Raw genomic sequence first — 18,680 nt, forward strand, 5'->3', positions numbered from 1 at the left:
CCACCGTCCTTCCCAGATCGGTACGCGCTTGTCCCATCACGGGTGTCGGTGAGCCGGATCGGCAACTCGCTGGGGGTCCCGTGGACCGAGCACCTTCGCGGCGTCGCGTTCGGGGTTCACGGCGACCAGCGCGATCACGCTGGCGACGACGGCGGCCGCACCGAAGATCTGGAACGCCGCGGCGTATCCAGAAGCAGGGGACTCGGCCGCATCGACGATCACGCCCGTCAGATACGGCGCGATCAGTCCGCCGGCCGACATCACGCCCAGGAACACACCGAGCGAGCCGGCCAGCTGGCGGGGCGGGCAGATCTGCGAGATCGCCGCGTTGAACAGCGGCAGGACGATCGCCCCCAGCCCGTACCCGACGGAAACCAGCAGCACCGCCGCTGCCGGAACCGCGACCGCCGGCAGCACCACCATCGCCATGCCGCACAGCAGCAGCCCGGCACCCGGCAGCACGCCGCGCAGGGCGCGTGCGCTCGCGCCACGGCTGAGCAGCCGATCGCTGATGGAGGTGGACACCATCAACGCCACCATGGCGGCGATGCTCGGGAAGCCGAACATGGCGCCTGCCTGCAACCGGCTGTAGCCCAACCCGACCTCGAAGTACGACGGCAGCCAGGTCAGCACCACCGATACCAGGGCGTACATGGCGAACACCGCGACACCACCGCCGAGGAAGGTGGGCGTGAAGAAGATCTTGGTCCAGGGCACCGCGTGCGATGGGACAGCAGTAGCCTCGTCCGCCCCCGCGGCACCGGCTCGGCTTTCCCCGTACGGGCCATCCTTCCAAGAGGACAACCACAATCCGCACCAAAGGACGCCGACCACGGCCAACGCGATGAAGGCAGCTCGCCATCCCCATTGCGCAGCCACGACCGCCAGCACCGGCGCGACAGCGATCTTCGCGATGGAACCGCCGGACGAGATCCACGCCCCGGGCAGGCCCCGCTTCTCCTGCGGATGCCAGGAATAGACGGCGGTGTGGATGAGTGCGCTGGACGGTCCTTCCGCCAGCCCGAGGGCCAACCGGCTCACCAGGAGGACCGCGAAACTGGCCACCACGACCAGCGGCAACATGGTCAACGCCCAGGCCAGCGACAGCGCGACCATGACCCACCGCATGGTCAGCCACCGGTTGAGCAGCCCGGCGAAGAACCCGCCGACGGTGAAGGTCAGGAAGAAGCCGCTGCCGATCAGCCCGATCTGCGACGCGGTCAACCCGAGCTCTGCGGCCAGCGGCTGGGCGACCAGGCCGAACACGGCTTTGTCGGCCCAGTTGACGATGTAGAGCAAGACCAGCAGCAAGGTCATGCTCCACGCCCTCACCCGCGATCCCCGCGTGGCGTCGCCCAACACCGCCTGCGCTGTTCCGGTATTCGGTGCCGTCATCGGAAAAGCCATCCCTTCGAGGTGGGTTGGTGATGCGTGCGCCGTCATGTCGCGGCACCGGTCGAAGGCGGGCAGCTGAGAGCAGCCGACTACCACGCAGCGAACCGCGCTGCGGGCAGTGCGCGATCGATCAGGAAGGCTGCTCCTCGCGTTCTCCTGTCGCGCAACGAGCGCGGAGATCGCGCTTGAGGATCTTGCCCACTGCGGACCGCGGCAGTTCCGCGACGAAGTCCACAGTGCGCGGTGCCTTGTACCGCGCTATCCGCGCGGCGCAGAACTCCCGGATCTCCTGGGCGCTCGGCCGAGCGCCTGGCGCGGTCACGACGACCGCGTGCACGCGCTCCCCCCACTCCAGGTCGGGCACTCCGATCACCGCACATGCGGAGATCTCCGGATGCAGCGACAGCACCCGTTCCACCTCCGCGCTGTAGACGTTCTCACCGCCGGTGACGATCATGTCCTTGAGCCGGTCCACCACGTAGAGATAGCCGGCTTCGTCGAAGTAGCCCAGGTCACCGGTGTGCATCCAGCCGCCGCGCAGGGCGCGCTCGGTTTCCTCGGGTTTCTTCCAGTAGCCGAGCATCACGTTCTCGCCGCGGACCACGATTTCACCGATCTCGCCCACCGCCTGCTCGTCGTCGTCCGGTCCGACCACACGGACCTCGGCGTGCCGCGCGGCTCGCCCGGCCGAACGCAGGCGCTCGGGGTGCTCGTCGTCCCGGTGATCCGCGGGGCTGAGCACGGTGGCCACCGGGCCGAGTTCCGTCATGCCGTACCGCTGGCACAGATCCAGTTGCGGAAGCAGGCGGACTACGCGCCGCAGCAACGCCTCGCTGATCGGCGAGGCACCGTAGCCGAGGTGTCGCAGGCTGGACAGGTCGCAACCGGTCCGCTCGGCGTGCTCCGCCAACCGCTGGATCATGGTCGGCACCAGAGTGGTGCCGGTGATGCGGAATCGCTCGATCGCCTCGGCCAGCGACTCGACGGTGAATCCCGGTAGCACGAAATGCGTGGAGCCGACGGCCACCTGCTGGTACACCCCGCCCAGCGCAGCCAGGTGGTACAGGGGCGCCACGTGCAGGAAGCGCTCCGGACTGACGATGCCGGTCGAGGCCATCGTGCCGAGGGTCGACGTCATGATGCCGCCCGAACTGATCATGACGCCCTTGGGCTCTCCGGTGGTCCCGCCGGTGTAGAGGATCCCGGCGAGTTCGTCGCGGCCCATCCGGCAGTCCGGCACCGGCGCGCTGCCCGCGATGAGCGTCTCGTAGTGCACGGTGTCCCCGCTTGTGGCAGTACGCGCGTCGGCGACCACAGTGGACAGCGCCGGGCATCGCGCACGCAGCCGCCACGCGGTGGACAGCGATGCCTCGTCAGCCACCAGCACCGCGATCTCGGCGTCGTCGATCTGGTAGGCCATTTCCTCGAGGCTCCACCGGCCGTTCACCGGAGCGAACACCAGCCCCGCCCACGGGCAGGCCAGCGCGAGTTCCACGAACGCCGCGGAATTGGCCGACAGGATGCCCACCCGGTCCCCACGTCGCAGACCGAGCTCGAGCAGGCCTGCTGCCAGCCGCGCGACCCGGTCGACCAGCTCGTTGAACGTGTGCTCCCGGCCCTCCCTGACCAGTGCCGGCCGGTCGGGATGTTGTTGCAGGCTGCGGTGCAGTCCCTGGGTCAAGTACACCGGTCACTCCCATCCGTGCGGATGTCCTAAAGCGAACGGGCGATCAGTTCCTTCTGGATCTCGTTGGCGCCGCCGTAGATCTTCTGCGCCCGCGCATCGGCGTACATCCGCGCGATCGGGTACTCCCGCATGTAGCCGTAACCGCCGAACAACTGCAAGCACTTGTCGATGACCTGGCACTGCACTTCGGTCAGCCACCACTTGCACATCGCGGCGGCCGAGGCGTCCAGCCGGCCGGCCATGTGGTCGACGATGCAGTCGTCGAGGAACACGCGCGCGACCTTCGCCAGCGTGGCGCACTCGGCCAGCTGGAATCGGGTGTTCTGCAGCGTGATCAGCGGCGCGCCGAATGCTTCCCGCTGCTTGACGTGCTCGACCGTCAGCTCCACCGCGCGCTCGATGGCGCCCACCGCGCTGATGCCGATGATGAGGCGTTCCTGGCGCAGTTGGCTCATCATCATCGCGAAGCCCTGGCCTTCGGTGCCGAGGAGGGCGTCGGCAGGCACCCGCACGGAGTCGAAGAACAGCTCGGCGGTGTCCGCACCGTGCTGACCGATCTTGTCCAGCACCCGGCCACGTCGGAAACCGGGGCACTCACGGGTGTCCACGACGATCAGCGAGATCCCCTTGGCACCGGCGGACGGATCGGTCTTGGCAGCTACCACGACCAGGTCCGCGCTGGAACCGTTGCTGATGAACGTCTTGCTGCCATCGATGACGAAGCTGTCCCCGTCCCTGACCGCACGGGTGCGGATCGCCTTCAGGTCCGATCCGGCGCACGGCTCCGTCATCGCGATGGCGGCCACCAGTTCACCGGACGCCATTCGCGGCAGCCAGGTGCGCTTCTGCACCTCGCTTCCGTAGGCGAGCAGGTAGTGCGCCACGATTCCGCTGTGGACGGAGTTGCCCCACGCGCGATCACCGGTGCGGGCGTAGGCCTCGGCGATCGCCGCGTGGTGGAGGAACGTGCCGCCACCGCCGCCGTATTCCTCGGGGATCGAGGCGCACAAGAAGCCCAGTGCGCCGGCCTTCTCCCAGAACCCCCGGTCGACGTGGCGCTGCTCCTCCCACCGCAGGGCGTTGGCACCGACCTCCGCGGCGAAGAATGCCCGCGCCGATTCGTACGACTGCGCCACGTCGTCGGTCATCCAACGGGGCAGGCGGGTGGTCATCGGGAGTTCACCTCACTTGCCGGAAGGGCCACCACTGCCTCGCCTCGCAAGGTGGCGGTGCCGTCCGCGAGGGTGACCGCCAGCTCCAGCACCGCACGCCGCTCACCGTCCACATCGGTCACTTCAACGACCCGCCCGGTGCAGGTGGGCTGCGCGTGCACGGGCGTGATCGCGGCGAACCGCACGTTGAAGGTCCGGATCGCGTGCTGCGGAACCCAGCGGGTCAGCAGCCTGCCCAGGTATGCCATGGACAGCATGCCGTGCGCGAAGACGTCGTCGAGACCAGCGCTGCGTGCCACGTCGAGGTCGATGTGGATCGGGTTGTGGTCACCGGAGGCGCCGGCGAACAGCGCGAGCGTGGTGCGGCTGATCGGCGGCAGTTCCAGCGGTGGGAGTTCGTGGCCGACTTCGATCGTGGCGCTGGTGGCGGTGCTCATCAGGTCAACTCCAAGTCGCGGACGACGAGTGTGTTGGTGAGTGCGGCGATCGGTTCGCCCGCACGGCTGACTTCGGTTCGCCGGACCAGGAATCGCAGCGCGCCGCCCTTCTTCTCGTAGTAGTCGCTGATCCGCGGTTCGAAGTCCAGGACCTCACCGGCGAAGGCGGGCCGGTGGTAGTCGAAGACCTGCTCGCCGTGCAGGACCTGCCGCAGGTCGACGCCCAGTTCGCGCAGCGCACCTCGCGGGTCGGGGCGCCGCAGTTCGAGGCTGAACAGGAACGTCGGCGGGATCGGCAGGTCCGGGAAACCCGCCGCGCGCGCCGCACCCACCTCGAGGTACACCGGGTCGTCCTCGCCGATCACCTGTGCGAACAGCGCCAACTGCCCGCGTTCGGCTGCGGTGGAGAAGGCCGGCAGCACCCGGCCGACCAGCGACGTCGGATCGTTCATCCTGGTGACCTCCTGCTGTTCTCCGGTCCTCACGCCGACCCGACCCAGGCCGGTGGGCCGGCGGGCAGCTTGCGCAACGCCTGGTCGAGTTCGTCGAGGGTCCAGCGCCGGTCGGTGTCGAACGACTCCTGCTCGTCCCAGCCCCGCTGCCGGCCGATGTGGCCGCCCATCACGCTGAAGACCTGGCCGGACACCTGGCAATCACCACCGGCCAGCCAGGCCACCAGCGGCGAGATGTTCTCCGGCGCCCACTTGTCGAAGCCGCCGTCGGCCGCGGTCAGCCGGTCGGACAGGCCGGGAGTGGACATCGTCAGCCGGGTGCGGGCCACCGGCGCAATCGCGTTCACCCGCACCCCGTAGCGCTCCAGTTCGCGCGCCGCGACCAGGGTCATCATCGCGATGCCCGCCTTCGCCGATGCGTAGTTCACCTGGCCCGGATTGCCGCGCAGCCCGGAACCGGAGGAGGTGTTGACGACAGCGGCGTCCACCGGATGACCGGCCTTGTGCCGGGACCGCCAGTACGCCGCCGCGTGCCGCAGCGGGCAGAAGTGCCCCTTGAGGTGCACGTCGATCACGGAATCCCATTCCTGCTCGGACATGTTGGCCAGGGTCCGATCGCGCAGGATGCCCGCGTTGTTGACCAGGATGTCCAGACTCCCGAAGGTGTCGACGGCGACGTCGATCAGCTCGGCCGCGCTGTTCCAGTTCGACGCGCTGCCGATGTGGGCGACCGCGGCACCGCCCGCGCGCTTGATCTCGTCGACGACCTGCTGGGCCGGGCCGCCGTCCGCGCCCGTTCCGTCGGGATCCGCGCCGTTGTCGTTGACCACTACCCGGGCACCCAGTTCGGCGAGCAGCAGCGCGTGCGCGCGCCCCAGGCCGCGGCCGGCTCCGGTGATGACCGCAGTCCGGCCTCCCAATGTCGACATACGTTAACCACCCTTGTTCTGAGGTGAACCGCCGATGCATCAACAGTGCAAAGTTCTGGTCGTATAAATGATCTTCTGCCAGAATCGGGCGTCGTGATCGACGGTAACCCCGCCTCAAGATGAGGTCAATACTCGTTAACTGATTTTGCACCCGGCCGCGCCGGGCCGAGGTCTCGGCTGGTCGTGGCGCTCGGCTACCCTGCAGGCGTCGACCCGAAAGGACGGCGGCGAGTGAACCAGACCCGAAGCCAGCGCAAGGACGCCCGGCGGGCCGAGATCCTTGCTGCGGCGGCGCGACTGTTCCGCCGATGCGGGTTCTCCGGCGTCGGCATCGACGACATCGGGGCCGCAGTCGGCATCAGCGGCCCCGCCGTCTACCGGCACTTCCCCAGCAAGCAGGCCCTGCTGACCGAGGTCATCGACGGCTACCTCGACCGCCTGCTGGCCGAACACGAGCGCCTGACCGCGGCGGGCGACCGGCAGCCGGCCTCGATCGCGCGGGCATCGATAGCCGCCGCCCTGAACGATCCGGACGGCCTGGTCGTCCACCTGCGGCAGATGCCGCAGCTCGCCCCCGAGGAGCAGGCACGGATCCAGGCCCGCAGCAAGCAGCTGCTCGCGTCGTGGGACGACCTGCTGCCGGCGGCCGAAACGGGCCGGTCGCATCCGGCCAAGGCGCTGCGGCTGCGGGCCTGCGCCGGGGCGCTGATCGGCTCGGCCTTCGCCCGATCCTCCTGGCCCGCCCCGTACGACCCGCTGGTGGAACCGCTGATCCTGGCCGTGCTGGAGGCCAAGCTCCCGCCGTCCGGCGACGAACCGACCCCGGCCGAACCCGACCGGCCGGGCGAGCCGGCGCACCTCGTGCCCGCGTCTCGGCGCGAAGCGATCCTGGCCGCCGCCACCGTGCTGTTCCGGGAGCGCGACTTCAACGGGGTTTCGCTGAAGGACATCGGCGCCGCGGTCGGCATCACCGCCTCCGCGGTGAATCGGCACTTCGACAGCAAGGAACAGCTGCTGGTCACGATCTTCGACCGGGCAGCCGCGCAGATCGCCGCGGCCATCAGCAGCGCGCTGCGCCGCTCCCCCGACCCGGCTTCCGCCGCGGTGGAGATCATCAAGACCTACACCGGGCTGGCGATCGACTACCGCGATCTGATCATCATCAACGCCACCCAGATGTACTCGCTGCCCGAGGCCGAGCGCGCCCGCCGCCGGCGCGGGCAGCGGATGTACATCGACGAACTCCGGCACGTGCTGACCAGGGCGCGGCCGGAACTGTCCGCCGACGAGACACGGCTCCGGTCCAACGCCGCCTTCGCCCTGGTCAACGAGGTGACGATGGACGATGCGCTGTCCCGGCGACCGCACCTGGCCGGGGAACTGACCGCCCTGGCCACGGCCATCCTCGAGGCCCCCGCCAACTGACGGCGCTCCAGCCCCGGACGGCAGGCGCCCACGAATCTTGCGTTAACCGACGAACACTCATCCTTCAAATCCAGATGAGCTTCACTCGTCGACCAAAACCTGCGCAGAAAAGGCTTCTTCGAGCCACCGAGCCTCCGGAACCCTTGCCCTTCAGTTAACGAATATGTACTTTCCTGAACCAAGGCCTGCATCAGTCACGGAGGTGACATGAGCATCGGCATCCTCGGTTACGGCACCCACATTCCCTACTGGCGGCTACGGCACAGCACCATCAACGCTGCGCTGGGACGCGGCAGCGGGTCAGGATCCCGCGCGGTGGCCGGCTTCGACGAAGACTCCACCACGATGGCCGTGGAAGCGGCCCGCACGGCCATCTCGGACCCGACGCGCCTCGACGCGCTATTCCTGGCCACGGCGGCACCGGCTTATGCGGACAAGACGAACGCCACCGCCGTCCACGCCGCGCTCGGCCTGGCACGCGGAGCAATCGCCGCGGACTTGAACGGCGCGGTGCGCTCCGGCGTGGCCGCGCTGCTGGCCGGACTGCACCACCCCGGCCGCTCGCTCGTGACCCTGGCCGACCTGCGCAGCGGTCCGAGCGGCAGCATCGACGAACGCACCAGCGGCGACGGCGCGGCCGCACTTGTCGTCGGCTCCGGCGGCAGCGAGCCAGTGCTCGCCGAGTTCCTCGGGAGCGGCTCGGCCAGCGCGGAGTTCCTCGACCGCTGGCGTGCTCCCGGCCAGCCGTGGTCGGCGACCTGGGAGGAGCGCTTCGGCGAGCAGCAATACACGTCGGCGGCGACGGCCTCGCTGGAGAATGCGCTGAAATCGACAAGCCTGAGCGCCGGCGAGCTCGACCGCGTCGCGGTCGCCGGTTCGGCGCCCCGCGCCGTGAAGGCATTCGTCAAAAGTGCAGGGTTCCCCGCCGGCGTGGTGGCCGACGATCTCACCGGCACGATCGGCTACACCGGCACCGCCCACCTCGGCATCCTGCTCGCGGCCATGCTCGACCAGGCGCAGCCGGGGCAGACCCTGGCGATCACCGTCCTGGCCGACGGCGCCGACACGCTGATCTTCCGCACCACCGAAGCCATCTCCACGCACCGCCACCGGCGCCCGGTAGCGGAGCAGATCGCCCGCGGCAACGACTCGACCGGCTACCTGGACTTCCTCACCTGGCGCGGCGCGGTGCGCCGGGCGGAGCCGCGCAGACCGGAGCCCGACCGGGCGGCCGCGCCCGCATCACGCCGGATGGTGGAGTGGAAGTTCGGGTTCACCGGCAGCCGGTGCACCGAATGCGGCACGCGGCACCTCCCGCCGCAGCGGGTGTGCCTGCGGTGCGGCGCGACCGACCGCATGCGGCCGGAACGCATGGCCGACGTGCCCGCCACGATCGTCACCTTCACGGTGGACCACCTCGCATTCTCCCCCGCACCACCGGTCATCGGCGCGGTCGTCGACTTCGACGGCGGAGGCCGGTTCAGCTGCGAGCTGACCGACCTCGATCCGTCGGCCCCGGCCGTCGGCGACCGGGTCGAGATGACGTTCCGCAAGTTGTCCACAACGGACGGAGTGCACAACTACTTCTGGAAGGCCCGGCCGATCAGCGAGGGGCAGCACCGATGAGTTCCCGTGGAATCAAGGACAAGGTCGCGATCGTCGGCATGGGGTGCACCCGGTTCGGCGAGAGGTGGGACGCCTCGACCTCCGACCTGGTGATCGACGCCGCCGCGGATGCCTTCGCCTCGGCAGGCGTCGAGCAGCCGGAGATCGACGCGTTCTGGCTGGGCACGATGAACTCCGGTTTCTCCGGGATGACCCTGTCCACCGCGCTGAAGATCGACTACAAGCCGGTGACCAGGGTGGAGAACTTCTGCGCCACCGGGTCGGAAGCCTTTCGCAACGCGTGCTACGCCGTGGCCTCCGGCGCCTACGACATGGTGATGGCGCTCGGCGTGGAGAAGCTCAAGGACTCCGGCTACTCGGGCCTGACCCGCGCCAACCCGCCGTCGGACGGCACCGCCACAACCCTCACCGCGCCCGCCCGATTTTCCCTGCTGGCACCCGCATACCAGGCGAAGTACGACGTGTCGCGAGCAGACTTCAAACGCGCGATGACCCGCGTGGCGTGGAAGAACCACTACAACGGAGCGCGCAACGAGCGCGCCCAGTTCCGCTCCGAGGTCGCCGAGGAGACCATCGCGGCCGCCGCCCCGGTCGCCGGCGACCTCGGCGTGTTCGACTGCTCCGGAGTCAGCGACGGCGCCGCGGCGGCGATCATCGTGCGCGCCGAGGACGCGTACCGGTTCACCGACCGGCCCCTGTTCATCAAGGCACTGGCATTCGCCGCCGGGCCGGGCACCGGCACCTTCGACCCGGACTACGACTACACCACCTTCGAAGAGGTCGTGCGCTCCGCGCAGGACGCGTACGCCCAGGCCGGCATCGAGTCCGCTGCCGACGACCTGATGATGGCCGAAGTGCACGACTGCTTCACCCCGACCGAACTGGTGCTGATGGAAGACCTGGGATTCTCCGCCCGCGGCCAGGCCTGGCAGGACACGCTGAACTCCCGGTTCACCCTCACCGGCGACCTCCCGGTGAACACCGACGGCGGGTTGAAGAGCTTCGGCCACCCGATCGGCGCCTCAGGCCTCCGAATGCTGTTCGAATGCTGGCTGCAGCTGCGCGGCGAAGCACCACCGGAGCGCCAAGTCCGGCACCGGGGCAAGCGGTACGGCCTCACCCACAACCTCGGTGGCGGCCCGGGCGAGTGCGTGTCGTTCGTTTCGGTCGTCGGCCCGGAACCCGGCTGAATCCCGGACTCCCGGTCGTCTGCGCTCGGGATGCTGCGGTCGAGTTCCAAGAACCACTTGGTGGCGAACGATGCTTCGCGCCCTCGATCTGGTCCTTCCCGCGCAATCCCGTCAGGTGCGCAGCAGGTGCCTGTGCAGCTCCGGCACGACCACATCCCACACCGCAGGAGGTGGGATCTCATGACCCACTCCCGCTAGGCGCATGAGCCGGGCTCCTGGAATCACTCGCGCGAGCGCCTCCCCGTGCGGGAGAGGAAACATCGGGTCGGCGCCAGGCGCGTTCAAGGCTTCGAGCCGAGAACCGCCACCAGGTCCTCGTAAGTCTGCTCGACCGCACCTGCCACGCTCGTTACGACGACGGCTGCCGGCCTCAGTCTGAGCACGTCAGTGAGTTGGTCGTACATAGCCGCCAGGCGCGAAGGGCCACCTTCGCGATCGACGATCTCCTTGACCAGGCGGTGCCAGGGATCGTCGTCGCCGCCGCGGCGGGCGAAGCGTTCCGCAGACCGTTCCTTGGTATCCATCAACACGATCTCGCAGAACTCGGCGCCGTTGTCGTGCGCGACGGCCGCGAAGCGCTCGATCTCGCTCAATCGCACCAAGAACTGCGGCATGATGATGTCGCGGCCGGATCGCAGGTGCGTGCCCGCCATGCTCAAGGCCATCGGCCGAACGATCTCTCCGGTCTCCGCAAACCGATCGCGCCAGCCACCGATCAATCCTCGCAGCTGGTCGATGTCAAGATTGAGCACACCGACGTGATCGTCCACATAACGTCGCGCGAGCGTCGACTTGCCGATGCCGGGCGGCCCATTGAGATGGATGAGGCGAGGCACGCCGTGCAGTCTAGGTCCTCCAACGTGCCGCATGCGTGATTCCCTGGCTCCTCGGGCTTGTTCGGCCCTCGCCCGCAGGGCGTGCATGAGATCGGTGACGACTGGTGGCGGTGGCGGCACGGCCTTACTCGATGGTGGCGTCGGCCCGGCCCGTGCCCCCGAGCACCAAATCCAATCCCGGCAAAGTCGGCAATGCGACGGGTGAAACCCCGAATAGAGGGAGACCTGCCCGTGCCTCGGCTGCCCCAGTGGAAGTTCCTCCCGTTCCCCAGCGAATTGGCCCGGAACCACAGCCGATCATCGGCGACCACACCGTCGCCCATGAGGACGACGACGAAGATTCGCACGAATGACCCAACCCTGTCGTGCCGGAAATGCATCTGGCCGGGTGGACAGCAAAGCCGAACCAAAAGTGTTCTGGGAATAAGAAATAAGAACTTTCAACGCGCGTCCGGAACGACCCGGTTCAATGGCCGGGTCGGCTCCTCGCAATACATGATCCCGAGATGCTCTACGACCTGCATGACCGGGATCGTCGTATCAGCACTGGCGATCGAGTGCAGATCCAGGAGGATGTCGAGTTGATCGCCGCCGGCCTCGCGAACCGCAGCCGGCCGCTCGACAGCTGGTGGCGGGTCGGCATCTCGATCGTCTTCCACCCCATCCAGATGCCTGACTCGTTGCGTGCGACGGGTCGAGCTTCACCGCGTCAAAGCCGTCTCCGACGGCGTTCGCGCGTACCGCGGAGTAGGTCAGCACTTCACTCTGGACACTGGTCGCCGCATCCCATACCGTCCGGTCGGACAGCTGCGGCCCGTCCCCCGGAAGGGTCCGGCTCCGGTGGGTCGGAACGGCTTGCGCAGGATCAAAATCCGTCGAATTCAGACAAATCCGATGTACCGACATTCGCGAGTAGGCAAGGAGCAGGGCATGACCTTCCTCGAAGATGCCACGGCGATGCAGGGTGACCTGGCCGAGCTGCGCAAGCGGCTGCACAGCCATCCGGAGATCGGGCTCGAGCTGCCACGTACCCAGGAGGCGGTGCTCTCCGCGCTCGGGGGACTCCCCCTGGAGATCACGACGGGCACGAGGACGACGTCGGTCACCGCGGTGCTCCGCGGTGGGCGACGGGAGGCAGCGGACCCGAAGACCGTGCTGATCCGCGGCGACATGGACGCGTTGCCGGTCGATGAGGAGACCGGGCTGGACTTCGCCGCGACGAACGGTGCGATGCACGCATGCGGGCACGACCTGCACACCACCTCGCTCGTCGGCGCCGCGAAACTGCTGTGCCAGCATCGCGACACGCTCAAGGGCGACGTGGTGATGATGTTCCAGCCCGGTGAGGAGGGCTTCGACGGCGCTGGTGTCATGATCGAGGAAGGCGTCCTCGACGCTGCCGGCAAGCGCGTCGACGCCGCGTTCGGCATGCACGTGTTCTCCAGTCAGCTGCCGTCGGGGCTGTTCACCAGCAAGGCCGGGACGGTCATGTCCGCGTCGCACGGTCTCTCCGTCACCGTCCGCGGAGCCGGTGGCCATGGGTCGGCTCCGCACCGGGCGAAGGACCCGATCGTCGCGGCAGCGGCGATGGTCACCGCACTGCAGACGATGGTGACCCGCACCTTCGACATCTTCGACCCCGTCGTGATCACCGTCGGGAGGTTCGCCGGTGGCACGAAACGCAACGTCATCCCGGACACCGCGACATTCGAAGCGACCGTTCGCTGCTACAGCGAGGCGAACGCGGACCTGCTCGCCTCCTCGATCCAGCGCACGCTGGAGGGCGTCGCGGCATCGCACGGCGTCGACGTCGAGTACCGGTTCGAAAGCGAGTACCCGACGACCGTCAACACGGCTGCCGAGGTCGACTTCGGCGCCGACGTGGTCCGCAACGTCCTCGGCGAGGAGCGCTACCAGGAGATGCCCCACCCCGTGTCAGGGTCGGAGGACTTCTCCCGGGTCATAGCCGCCGTTCCCGGGGCGTTCCTCGGCATCGGCGCTACCCCGCCGGGGCTAGACCCGGATGCCGCCCCGATGAACCACTCGCCACGCGCGGACTTCGATCCGGCCGTGCTCTCCGACGCGGCCGCCATCTACGCCGGCCTCGCCTCCCGCAGGCTGGACGCATTCGCCGAGGAGGCGACATCGTGAGCGACACGCCTCAGTCCAGCGGCCACATCCAGACTTCCGCTGACCAGAGCAAGGCCCGCACGCTCTTCGGCATCGGCTCCGGCAATGCGATGGAGTGGTTCGACTGGGGCGTCTACACCACCTTCACTCCGTTCTTCGCCTCACAGTTCTTCCACAGCGGCGACCCCGTCTCCGACGTGTTGAAGACGCTCATCGTGTTCGCGGTCGGGTTCATCGCCCGCCCGTTCGGCGGCGCATTGTTCGGCTGGATCGCCGACAAGATGGGCCGCAAGCTCTCCATGTCGCTGTGCGTCGCGCTCGCCGCGGGCGGCAGCCTGCTGATCGGCATCTCGCCGAACTACGCCACCATCGGCATCGGCGCCTCGCTCATCCTGGTCCTCGCCCGCCTCGCCCAAGGCCTCGCGCACGGCGGCGAACTGCCCTCCGCACAAACGTACATCGCCGAGACCGCTCCCAAGGAGAAGCGCGGACTGTGGTCCAGCCTCATCTACTTCTCCGGCACCATCGGGCAGCTCACCGGCACCCTGCTCGCCGCCGTGCTCTCCACGATGCTGACCCCCGAGTCGATGAACGCCTACGGCTGGAGGCTTCCGTTCATCATCGGTGGTGTGTTCGGGTTCTACGCACTGTTCATGCGCTTGCGCATGCACGAGACCGAGGTCTTCGTCGAGGAAGCCATCCACGACGACCCCACCGGTAACGAGGACGAGGATCACCTCCACACCGAGAAGGGCGCCATCTGGCAGACCGTCAAGGCGCATCCCAAGCTGCTCTTCCAGGTCATCGGCATGACCGTGGGTGCGACCGTCCTCTACTACGTGTGGGCGATCTCGGCCCCGGCGTACGCCATCAGCGTGATCAAGGTGCCGGCGGCTCAGGCGTTGTGGGCCGGCGTCGGGGCGCAGATCGTCTTCCTGGTCGCCGTCCCCCTGTTCGGCGCGCTCTCGGACCGGATCGGCCGCAAGCCGATCCTGCTGACCGCGGTCGTCGGTCTCTCGATCCTGAGCTTCCCGCTGAACGCGATGCTCAACGAGTCGGCGTGGTCGTTGTTCTTCGCGATGTCGATCGCGCTGATCTTCCTGGCCATGTCGACGTCCATCGGGCCCGCCGTCTACGCGGAGATCTTCCCGACCCGGATCCGGGCGATCGGGCTGGCCGTGCCCTACTCGATCGCCGTGGCGCTGTTCGGCGGCACCGCCCCCTACCTGCAGACGTTCTTCGCCAGCCAAGGCATCTCCAGCGCGTTCACCTGGTACAGCATTGCGCTCGGCCTGATCAGCGGCCTCGTCGTGCTGACGCTGCCGGAGACGAAGGGCATCGACCTGAAGGACAAGTCGGTCGGGCGGCACGGGCGCCGCAAGGCACTGCGCGAGGTGTCGGGCTGAGAGCGCCGGGATGGTCAGGGGGATACACCGCTCCCTGACCAGCCCTGCCCCGCTCCTCGTACGGTGCCATAACTCGGTGCATGGGGTGACCCGGTGTCTTGCTGATCGGAGTCAGGCGGCTCGGGTGTACTCGTTGGTCAGTCCGTTGAGGACTTCGCGGCGCCGGATGGGATCGCCGTCGGATCGTGTGCCGGCGGGTGTTGGTCGATCTGATGTGGACGATGGACGTTGAAGTGGTCCGATTGACATTGCGGAGCACTCGCCCTGGGACGGGCGAGTGCCTGGTTCATACGCGCATCTCCAGCAGTGGGCGGCCGGTTCCCGTGGTGACGAGCAGGAGCGACACCTGGTCCCGGGGAATCGCGGACGCTCCCGACAGCCGGGCTTCACTGGTCGGAGTCCGCGACCACGTGGCAGCCTGCTCCGCTCGGCCGTCGCGGGCCACCACCCAGGCCACGAAGCGTTCGTCCGGCGGCAGGTTCTCCACGTGCAGCGAAACCGCCGTCCCCCATGGCCGGCTCTCCAGCTTGCCGTGCCCGTGCGATGTCACGCCCGCAGCTGCCACCAGCTCGGATCCCTGCGGTTCCCACGAGACCGCGGCCATGCCGCCGAGGGTTCCCACGCCGAGCAGCACCACTGCGGCGACGGCCAGCAGCCACTTCCGCTTCCGCGGTGGCGCCGCTCGTTCGGTGCGGGCTTTCTCGATCAGCTTCGCCCACTCCGGCTCGGATGGTTCGATCGGCTCCGGTGGTGGACCGGCGCGGTGCAACAACCCGGGCAGCCCCGCGTAACCGGACAGTTCTTCCCTGCATTCCGCGCAGTGGCCGAGGTGTTCCTCGAAACGCCGGCGCTCTTCCGGGTCCAGACCGCCGAGCACGTAAGCCCCCAGCAGCTTGCGAACTTCCGCGTGCCCCTCGTTCACCGGACCACTCCCATCTCCTCCAAAGCCGTTCGCAGCGATCGCACCGCGTAGTAGGCGCGGGACTTCACGGTCCCTTGTGGAATCCCCAGTTGTTCCGCGGCTTCGGCAACGCTGCGCCCCTGGAAGTACAACGCCACCACGACTTCGCGGTGCTGGGCCGACAGCCGCTGGAGCGCTTCGCCGACGAGCCAGCCGTCCAGCAGCCGGTCCAGGTCGTCGGCCACCGGCAGCGATTCGACGACCCCATCGTCGCGGACGAGGCGCGGGCGGCGCTGCTCGGCGCGCCAGTCGTCGATCAGGATGTTCCGCGCGATCGAGAACAGGTACGACCGGGGGTCACCGCGGGCGGGATCGATCGAATCGAGGTTGCGCCACGCGCGGAGCAGCGTCTCCTGCACGACGTCCTCGGCCCGCTGCCGGTCTTCCGTGTACCTCAGGACGAACGCGGTCAGCATGCCTCCGTACTCCTCGTACATCGCACGAAGCAGTCGCTCGTTCGCACTCATCGCACTCCGTCCTGCGTCAGCCGCATTCTCCGCGCCCGGGTGTACGTCGCGCGCACCCGGTCGGTTCAGTGATCCCGGCTACCTTCTTGCGCTGAACCGCCGCGCGACCGCAGACGTACGGGGAGTCAAGGCAAACGAACGGAAGGGAACACCATGCCAATGCGCGGAATCGCGGTCCTGGCCACCAGCGCCTGCATGATCACCATCGCGGCGTGCGGGACGAGCGAGCAGCCCGGCTCCCAGCCGCAGCCGGCCGGCACGCCTGCACCCGCTCCTACCGTGGTCAGCACCCGCACCGCACCCACCGGCGACTACCTCGTCGACGCATCGGGCCGGACTCTCTACCTCTTCACCAAGGACGAACCCAACACCTCCCGGTGCGAGGGCCCGTGCGCAGCGAACTGGCCGCCGCTGAGCGGAACTCCGCAGGCCGGCCCTGGAGTGGACCTGGCGAAGCTCGGAACCGTGAACCGCCCCGACGGCAGCCGGCAGATCACCTTCGCCGGAAAGCCGCTCTACTACTTCGCAGAGGACATGGCTGCCGGAGACGTCAAGGGGCAGGACAAGATGCACGCTTGGTACCTCGTCAGCCCCAACGGCGAAGCGATCAAGACCGCCGCGCCGACCGGCTGAACCGCGATGGGCCGTTCTCGGGCAGCCGGCCCTGCCCGAGAACGGCCTGTTCCTTCGCATCCGTGCAGCGCACCGCAGTCGAAGCAACGGACGTGACCGGCTTTCGATGTGATCGGCACCACTGCGATCGGTTGAACGATGCGGCTTCGATCCGCGTATTCCTCCCGGAGTTTCCGTGTTCGAGGAGGAGACATGAACGATGACGTGGAAGGCTCCCGCCTGCCACACCGCCCGGTGGTCAACCGTCGATCCGCACTCCTGGGACTGACCGGGGTGGCCGCTGCGAGCGCAACGAGCGTCGGCGCATTTCTCTACTCCGGCGGGTGGTTGAGCACCGACGAGTTGACACCGAAGCGAATCGCAGACCGGTTCGAGCAGGTGAACGGCAAGCACGACGGGTTCAGGCGCAACCATGCCAAGGGCGTGAGCGTCTCCGGATTCTTCGACAGCAACGGTTCGGGAGCCGCGGTCTCGAGAGCGGCGGTGTTCCAAGGTGGCCGCATCCCGGTGACAGGACGTTTCTCACTGTCCGGCGGGATGCCCTATGCCGCCGATGCGCACAGCACGATTCGGGGACTCGGGCTGCTCTTCCACGTGCCGAACGGCGAGCAATGGCGCACCGCCCTGATCAACATCCCGGTCTTTCCGGATAGATCCGTGCAGGGATTCTACGAACGGCTCCTCGCGTCCAAGCCACTTCCCGGTACGGGCAAACCGGACCCGCAGAAGATGTCCGGCTTCCTCGCCCAGCACCCCGAAACCGCCAAGGCGATGGAGATCATCAAGGCGAACCCGCCGACGTCCGGCTTCGACAACAGCACCTTCAACAGCCTGAACACGTTCCTGGCGACCAACGCGGCGGACGTGACGACCGCGATTCGCTGGTCGCTGGTGCCTCCGCACTTCGCAGCGCCGATGCAAGCTGCTGCCCCTGCGGGGAGGGACTACCTGTTCGACGAACTGGTCGACAAGGTGGCGGAGAACCCGTTGCAGTGGCGTTTGATCCTGACCGTCGGCCAACCGCACGATCCCACGGACGATCCGACCATCCCGTGGCCAGGCGACCGCCAGAAGATCGACGCGGGCATGCTCACGATCGACTCCGTGCAGACCGAGGCGGGCAGCAATGTCCGGGATACCAACTTCGACCCCCTCGTACTGCCCGACGGGCTGGCGGCCTCCGATGACCCATTGCTCAGCGCCCGCTCGGCCGTGTACGCCCAGTCGTTCACGCGGCGAGCCGGCGAACCCAAGCACCCTGGTGCGATCGACGTGGCGAAGGAGCCCCGGTGAGCAGGAATCTCCAGAACCAGCGTTTCACCGTTCTCTCTCGCCTGCTGCACTGGACGATGGCCGTCATGGTGATCGCGATGCTGTTCATCGGAGCCGCCATGGTGGTCTCCCCCACCGCCTACGACGCGCTGCGGTCTGTTCACCGTCCGCTGGGGGTCGCCGTCCTCGTTCTCGCTGTGGTGCGCGTCGTCAACCGGCTCCTGCACCGGCCTCCACCACATCCACCGACGATGTCGCGGCCCGAGCGCGTTGTGGCAATCGGGTCGGAGTTGCTTCTTTATGGCCTGCTGCTCGTACAACCACTCGTCGGCTGGGGAATGACGTCAGCAGCCGGGACCCCTGTCGTGCTGTTCGGAAGCCTGCGCCTCCCGCGCATCCTACCGGCCGACCCCACCCTGTACGCCGCGCTCCACCAAACGCACGCGGTCCTGGCTTACCTGCTCTTCTTCGCCTTCTTGGCGCACATGTCGGCGGTGCTGTTCCACAGCCTCGTCCTGCGCGACGGGCTACTCGACCGCATGGCGTTCTGGCCTGCCGCACGCAGGAAGGAGCAGTCGCCATCCGACGCGGACGGCACCTCGGCCGGTACATAGGCGGATGATGACCTCGATGCCCCCGGCGCTTCTGACCAGAGCGTGAAG

18 protein-coding genes are annotated in these 18,680 nt (G+C 68.1%); 8 read left to right on the forward strand and 10 right to left on the reverse strand.

Going from position 1 to position 18,680, the window contains the following annotated elements:
• Positions 1-36: 36 nt before the first annotated feature.
• The 6 genes from AB0H93_RS18010 to AB0H93_RS18035 form a co-directional block, all read right to left on the reverse strand.
• Positions 37-1,317 (reverse strand): MFS transporter, encoded by a 1,281-nt coding sequence (locus AB0H93_RS18010; RefSeq protein ID WP_358573634.1) that lies wholly within the window; start codon positions 1,315-1,317, stop codon positions 37-39.
• A 208-nt stretch (positions 1,318-1,525) separates the two neighbouring features.
• The gene (locus AB0H93_RS18015) at positions 1,526-3,082 is read right to left on the reverse strand and encodes a long-chain fatty acid--CoA ligase (RefSeq protein WP_358573636.1); all 1,557 of its coding nucleotides are present in this window, start codon (positions 3,080-3,082) and stop codon (positions 1,526-1,528) included.
• Between the two features lie 26 nt (positions 3,083-3,108).
• Positions 3,109-4,254, reverse strand: a complete 1,146-nt coding sequence (locus AB0H93_RS18020; protein WP_358573638.1) for an acyl-CoA dehydrogenase family protein — start codon at positions 4,252-4,254, stop codon at positions 3,109-3,111.
• Positions 4,251-4,691 carry a MaoC family dehydratase gene (locus AB0H93_RS18025; protein ID WP_358573640.1) on the reverse strand — a complete coding sequence of 147 codons (441 nt, stop codon included), beginning with the start codon at positions 4,689-4,691 and terminating at the stop codon, positions 4,251-4,253. The genes AB0H93_RS18020 and AB0H93_RS18025 overlap by 4 nt, the downstream gene beginning before the upstream one ends.
• Positions 4,691-5,143: a MaoC family dehydratase N-terminal domain-containing protein gene (locus AB0H93_RS18030; protein WP_358573642.1), complete on the reverse strand. Its 453-nt coding sequence runs from the start codon at positions 5,141-5,143 to the stop codon at positions 4,691-4,693. The genes AB0H93_RS18025 and AB0H93_RS18030 overlap by 1 nt, the downstream gene beginning before the upstream one ends.
• Positions 5,144-5,172: 29 nt before the next feature.
• Positions 5,173-6,072 (reverse strand): SDR family oxidoreductase, encoded by a 900-nt coding sequence (locus AB0H93_RS18035; RefSeq protein WP_358573644.1) that lies wholly within the window; start codon positions 6,070-6,072, stop codon positions 5,173-5,175.
• A 231-nt stretch (positions 6,073-6,303) separates the two neighbouring features.
• Here AB0H93_RS18035 and AB0H93_RS18040 point away from each other — a divergent pair, with 231 nt between their 5' ends.
• The 3 genes from AB0H93_RS18040 (at position 6,304) to AB0H93_RS18050 (ending at position 10,313) form a co-directional block, all read left to right on the forward strand.
• Positions 6,304-7,497: a TetR/AcrR family transcriptional regulator gene (locus AB0H93_RS18040; protein ID WP_358573646.1), complete on the forward strand. Its 1,194-nt coding sequence runs from the start codon at positions 6,304-6,306 to the stop codon at positions 7,495-7,497.
• Between the two features lie 207 nt (positions 7,498-7,704).
• A complete protein-coding gene (locus tag AB0H93_RS18045) occupies positions 7,705-9,123 on the forward strand; it encodes an OB-fold domain-containing protein (protein ID WP_358573649.1) in 1,419 nt (472 codons plus the stop codon).
• The gene (locus AB0H93_RS18050) at positions 9,120-10,313 is read left to right on the forward strand and encodes an acetyl-CoA acetyltransferase (protein ID WP_358573652.1); all 1,194 of its coding nucleotides are present in this window, start codon (positions 9,120-9,122) and stop codon (positions 10,311-10,313) included. The genes AB0H93_RS18045 and AB0H93_RS18050 overlap by 4 nt, the downstream gene beginning before the upstream one ends.
• A 281-nt stretch (positions 10,314-10,594) precedes the next feature.
• Here the strand turns inward: AB0H93_RS18050 and AB0H93_RS18055 are convergent, their stop codons facing one another.
• The gene (locus AB0H93_RS18055; RefSeq protein WP_358573654.1) at positions 10,595-11,149 is read right to left on the reverse strand and encodes an AAA family ATPase; all 555 of its coding nucleotides are present in this window, start codon (positions 11,147-11,149) and stop codon (positions 10,595-10,597) included.
• Between the two features lie 440 nt (positions 11,150-11,589).
• Positions 11,590-11,808, reverse strand: coding sequence for an enolase C-terminal domain-like protein (locus tag AB0H93_RS18060; protein WP_358573656.1), 219 nt, complete (start codon positions 11,806-11,808; stop codon positions 11,590-11,592).
• Between the two features lie 271 nt (positions 11,809-12,079).
• Between AB0H93_RS18060 and AB0H93_RS18065 the strand changes: the two genes are divergently transcribed.
• On the forward strand, positions 12,080-13,300 hold the full coding sequence (locus AB0H93_RS18065; protein ID WP_358573658.1) for a M20 family metallopeptidase: 1,221 nt from the start codon (positions 12,080-12,082) through the stop codon (positions 13,298-13,300).
• On the forward strand, positions 13,297-14,685 hold the full coding sequence (locus AB0H93_RS18070; RefSeq protein ID WP_358573661.1) for an MFS transporter: 1,389 nt from the start codon (positions 13,297-13,299) through the stop codon (positions 14,683-14,685). The genes AB0H93_RS18065 and AB0H93_RS18070 overlap by 4 nt, the downstream gene beginning before the upstream one ends.
• Positions 14,686-14,971: 286 nt before the next feature.
• On the opposite strand, the gene AB0H93_RS18075 is transcribed toward AB0H93_RS18070, so the two are convergent.
• Entirely contained in the window at positions 14,972-15,607 is a 636-nt protein-coding gene (locus AB0H93_RS18075; protein ID WP_358573663.1) for a zf-HC2 domain-containing protein, read from the reverse strand.
• On the reverse strand, positions 15,604-16,113 hold the full coding sequence (locus tag AB0H93_RS18080) for a sigma-70 family RNA polymerase sigma factor (RefSeq protein ID WP_358573665.1): 510 nt from the start codon (positions 16,111-16,113) through the stop codon (positions 15,604-15,606). Before AB0H93_RS18080 ends, AB0H93_RS18075 begins: the two co-directional genes overlap by 4 nt.
• Before the next feature lie 153 nt (positions 16,114-16,266).
• Between AB0H93_RS18080 and AB0H93_RS18085 the strand changes: the two genes are divergently transcribed.
• The 3 genes from AB0H93_RS18085 (at position 16,267) to AB0H93_RS18095 (ending at position 18,632) form a co-directional block, all read left to right on the forward strand.
• Positions 16,267-16,746, forward strand: coding sequence for a hypothetical protein (locus AB0H93_RS18085; protein ID WP_358573668.1), 480 nt, complete (start codon positions 16,267-16,269; stop codon positions 16,744-16,746).
• Positions 16,747-16,938: 192 nt separating this feature from the next.
• The gene (locus AB0H93_RS18090; protein WP_358573671.1) at positions 16,939-18,039 is read left to right on the forward strand and encodes a catalase family peroxidase; all 1,101 of its coding nucleotides are present in this window, start codon (positions 16,939-16,941) and stop codon (positions 18,037-18,039) included.
• Positions 18,036-18,632, forward strand: a complete 597-nt coding sequence (locus tag AB0H93_RS18095; protein WP_358573673.1) for a cytochrome b/b6 domain-containing protein — start codon at positions 18,036-18,038, stop codon at positions 18,630-18,632. Before AB0H93_RS18090 ends, AB0H93_RS18095 begins: the two co-directional genes overlap by 4 nt.
• The last annotated feature ends 48 nt before the right edge of the window (positions 18,633-18,680 follow it).

Origin of the sequence: Saccharopolyspora sp. NPDC050642, from assembly GCF_040654735.1 — a bacterium.
GTDB lineage: Bacteria > Actinomycetota > Actinomycetes > Mycobacteriales > Pseudonocardiaceae > Saccharopolyspora > Saccharopolyspora elongata.

Excerpts from the sequence above, each read along its gene's own strand:
- AB0H93_RS18010 (WP_358573634.1), bottom strand. The coding sequence starts at position 1,317 with ATGACCTTGCTGCTGGTCTTGCTCTACATCGTCAACTGGGCCGACAAA.
- AB0H93_RS18020 (WP_358573638.1), bottom strand. The coding sequence starts at position 4,254 with ATGACCACCCGCCTGCCCCGTTGGATGACCGACGACGTGGCGCAGTCG.
- AB0H93_RS18025 (WP_358573640.1), bottom strand. The coding sequence starts at position 4,691 with ATGAGCACCGCCACCAGCGCCACGATCGAAGTCGGCCACGAACTCCCA.
- AB0H93_RS18030 (WP_358573642.1), bottom strand. The coding sequence starts at position 5,143 with ATGAACGATCCGACGTCGCTGGTCGGCCGGGTGCTGCCGGCCTTCTCC.
- AB0H93_RS18035 (WP_358573644.1), bottom strand. The coding sequence starts at position 6,072 with ATGTCGACATTGGGAGGCCGGACTGCGGTCATCACCGGAGCCGGCCGC.
- AB0H93_RS18045 (WP_358573649.1), top strand. The coding sequence starts at position 7,705 with ATGAGCATCGGCATCCTCGGTTACGGCACCCACATTCCCTACTGGCGG.
- AB0H93_RS18050 (WP_358573652.1), top strand. The coding sequence starts at position 9,120 with ATGAGTTCCCGTGGAATCAAGGACAAGGTCGCGATCGTCGGCATGGGG.
- AB0H93_RS18065 (WP_358573658.1), top strand. The coding sequence starts at position 12,080 with ATGACCTTCCTCGAAGATGCCACGGCGATGCAGGGTGACCTGGCCGAG.
- AB0H93_RS18080 (WP_358573665.1), bottom strand. The coding sequence starts at position 16,113 with ATGAGTGCGAACGAGCGACTGCTTCGTGCGATGTACGAGGAGTACGGA.
- AB0H93_RS18085 (WP_358573668.1), top strand. The coding sequence starts at position 16,267 with ATGCCAATGCGCGGAATCGCGGTCCTGGCCACCAGCGCCTGCATGATC.
- AB0H93_RS18090 (WP_358573671.1), top strand. The coding sequence starts at position 16,939 with ATGAACGATGACGTGGAAGGCTCCCGCCTGCCACACCGCCCGGTGGTC.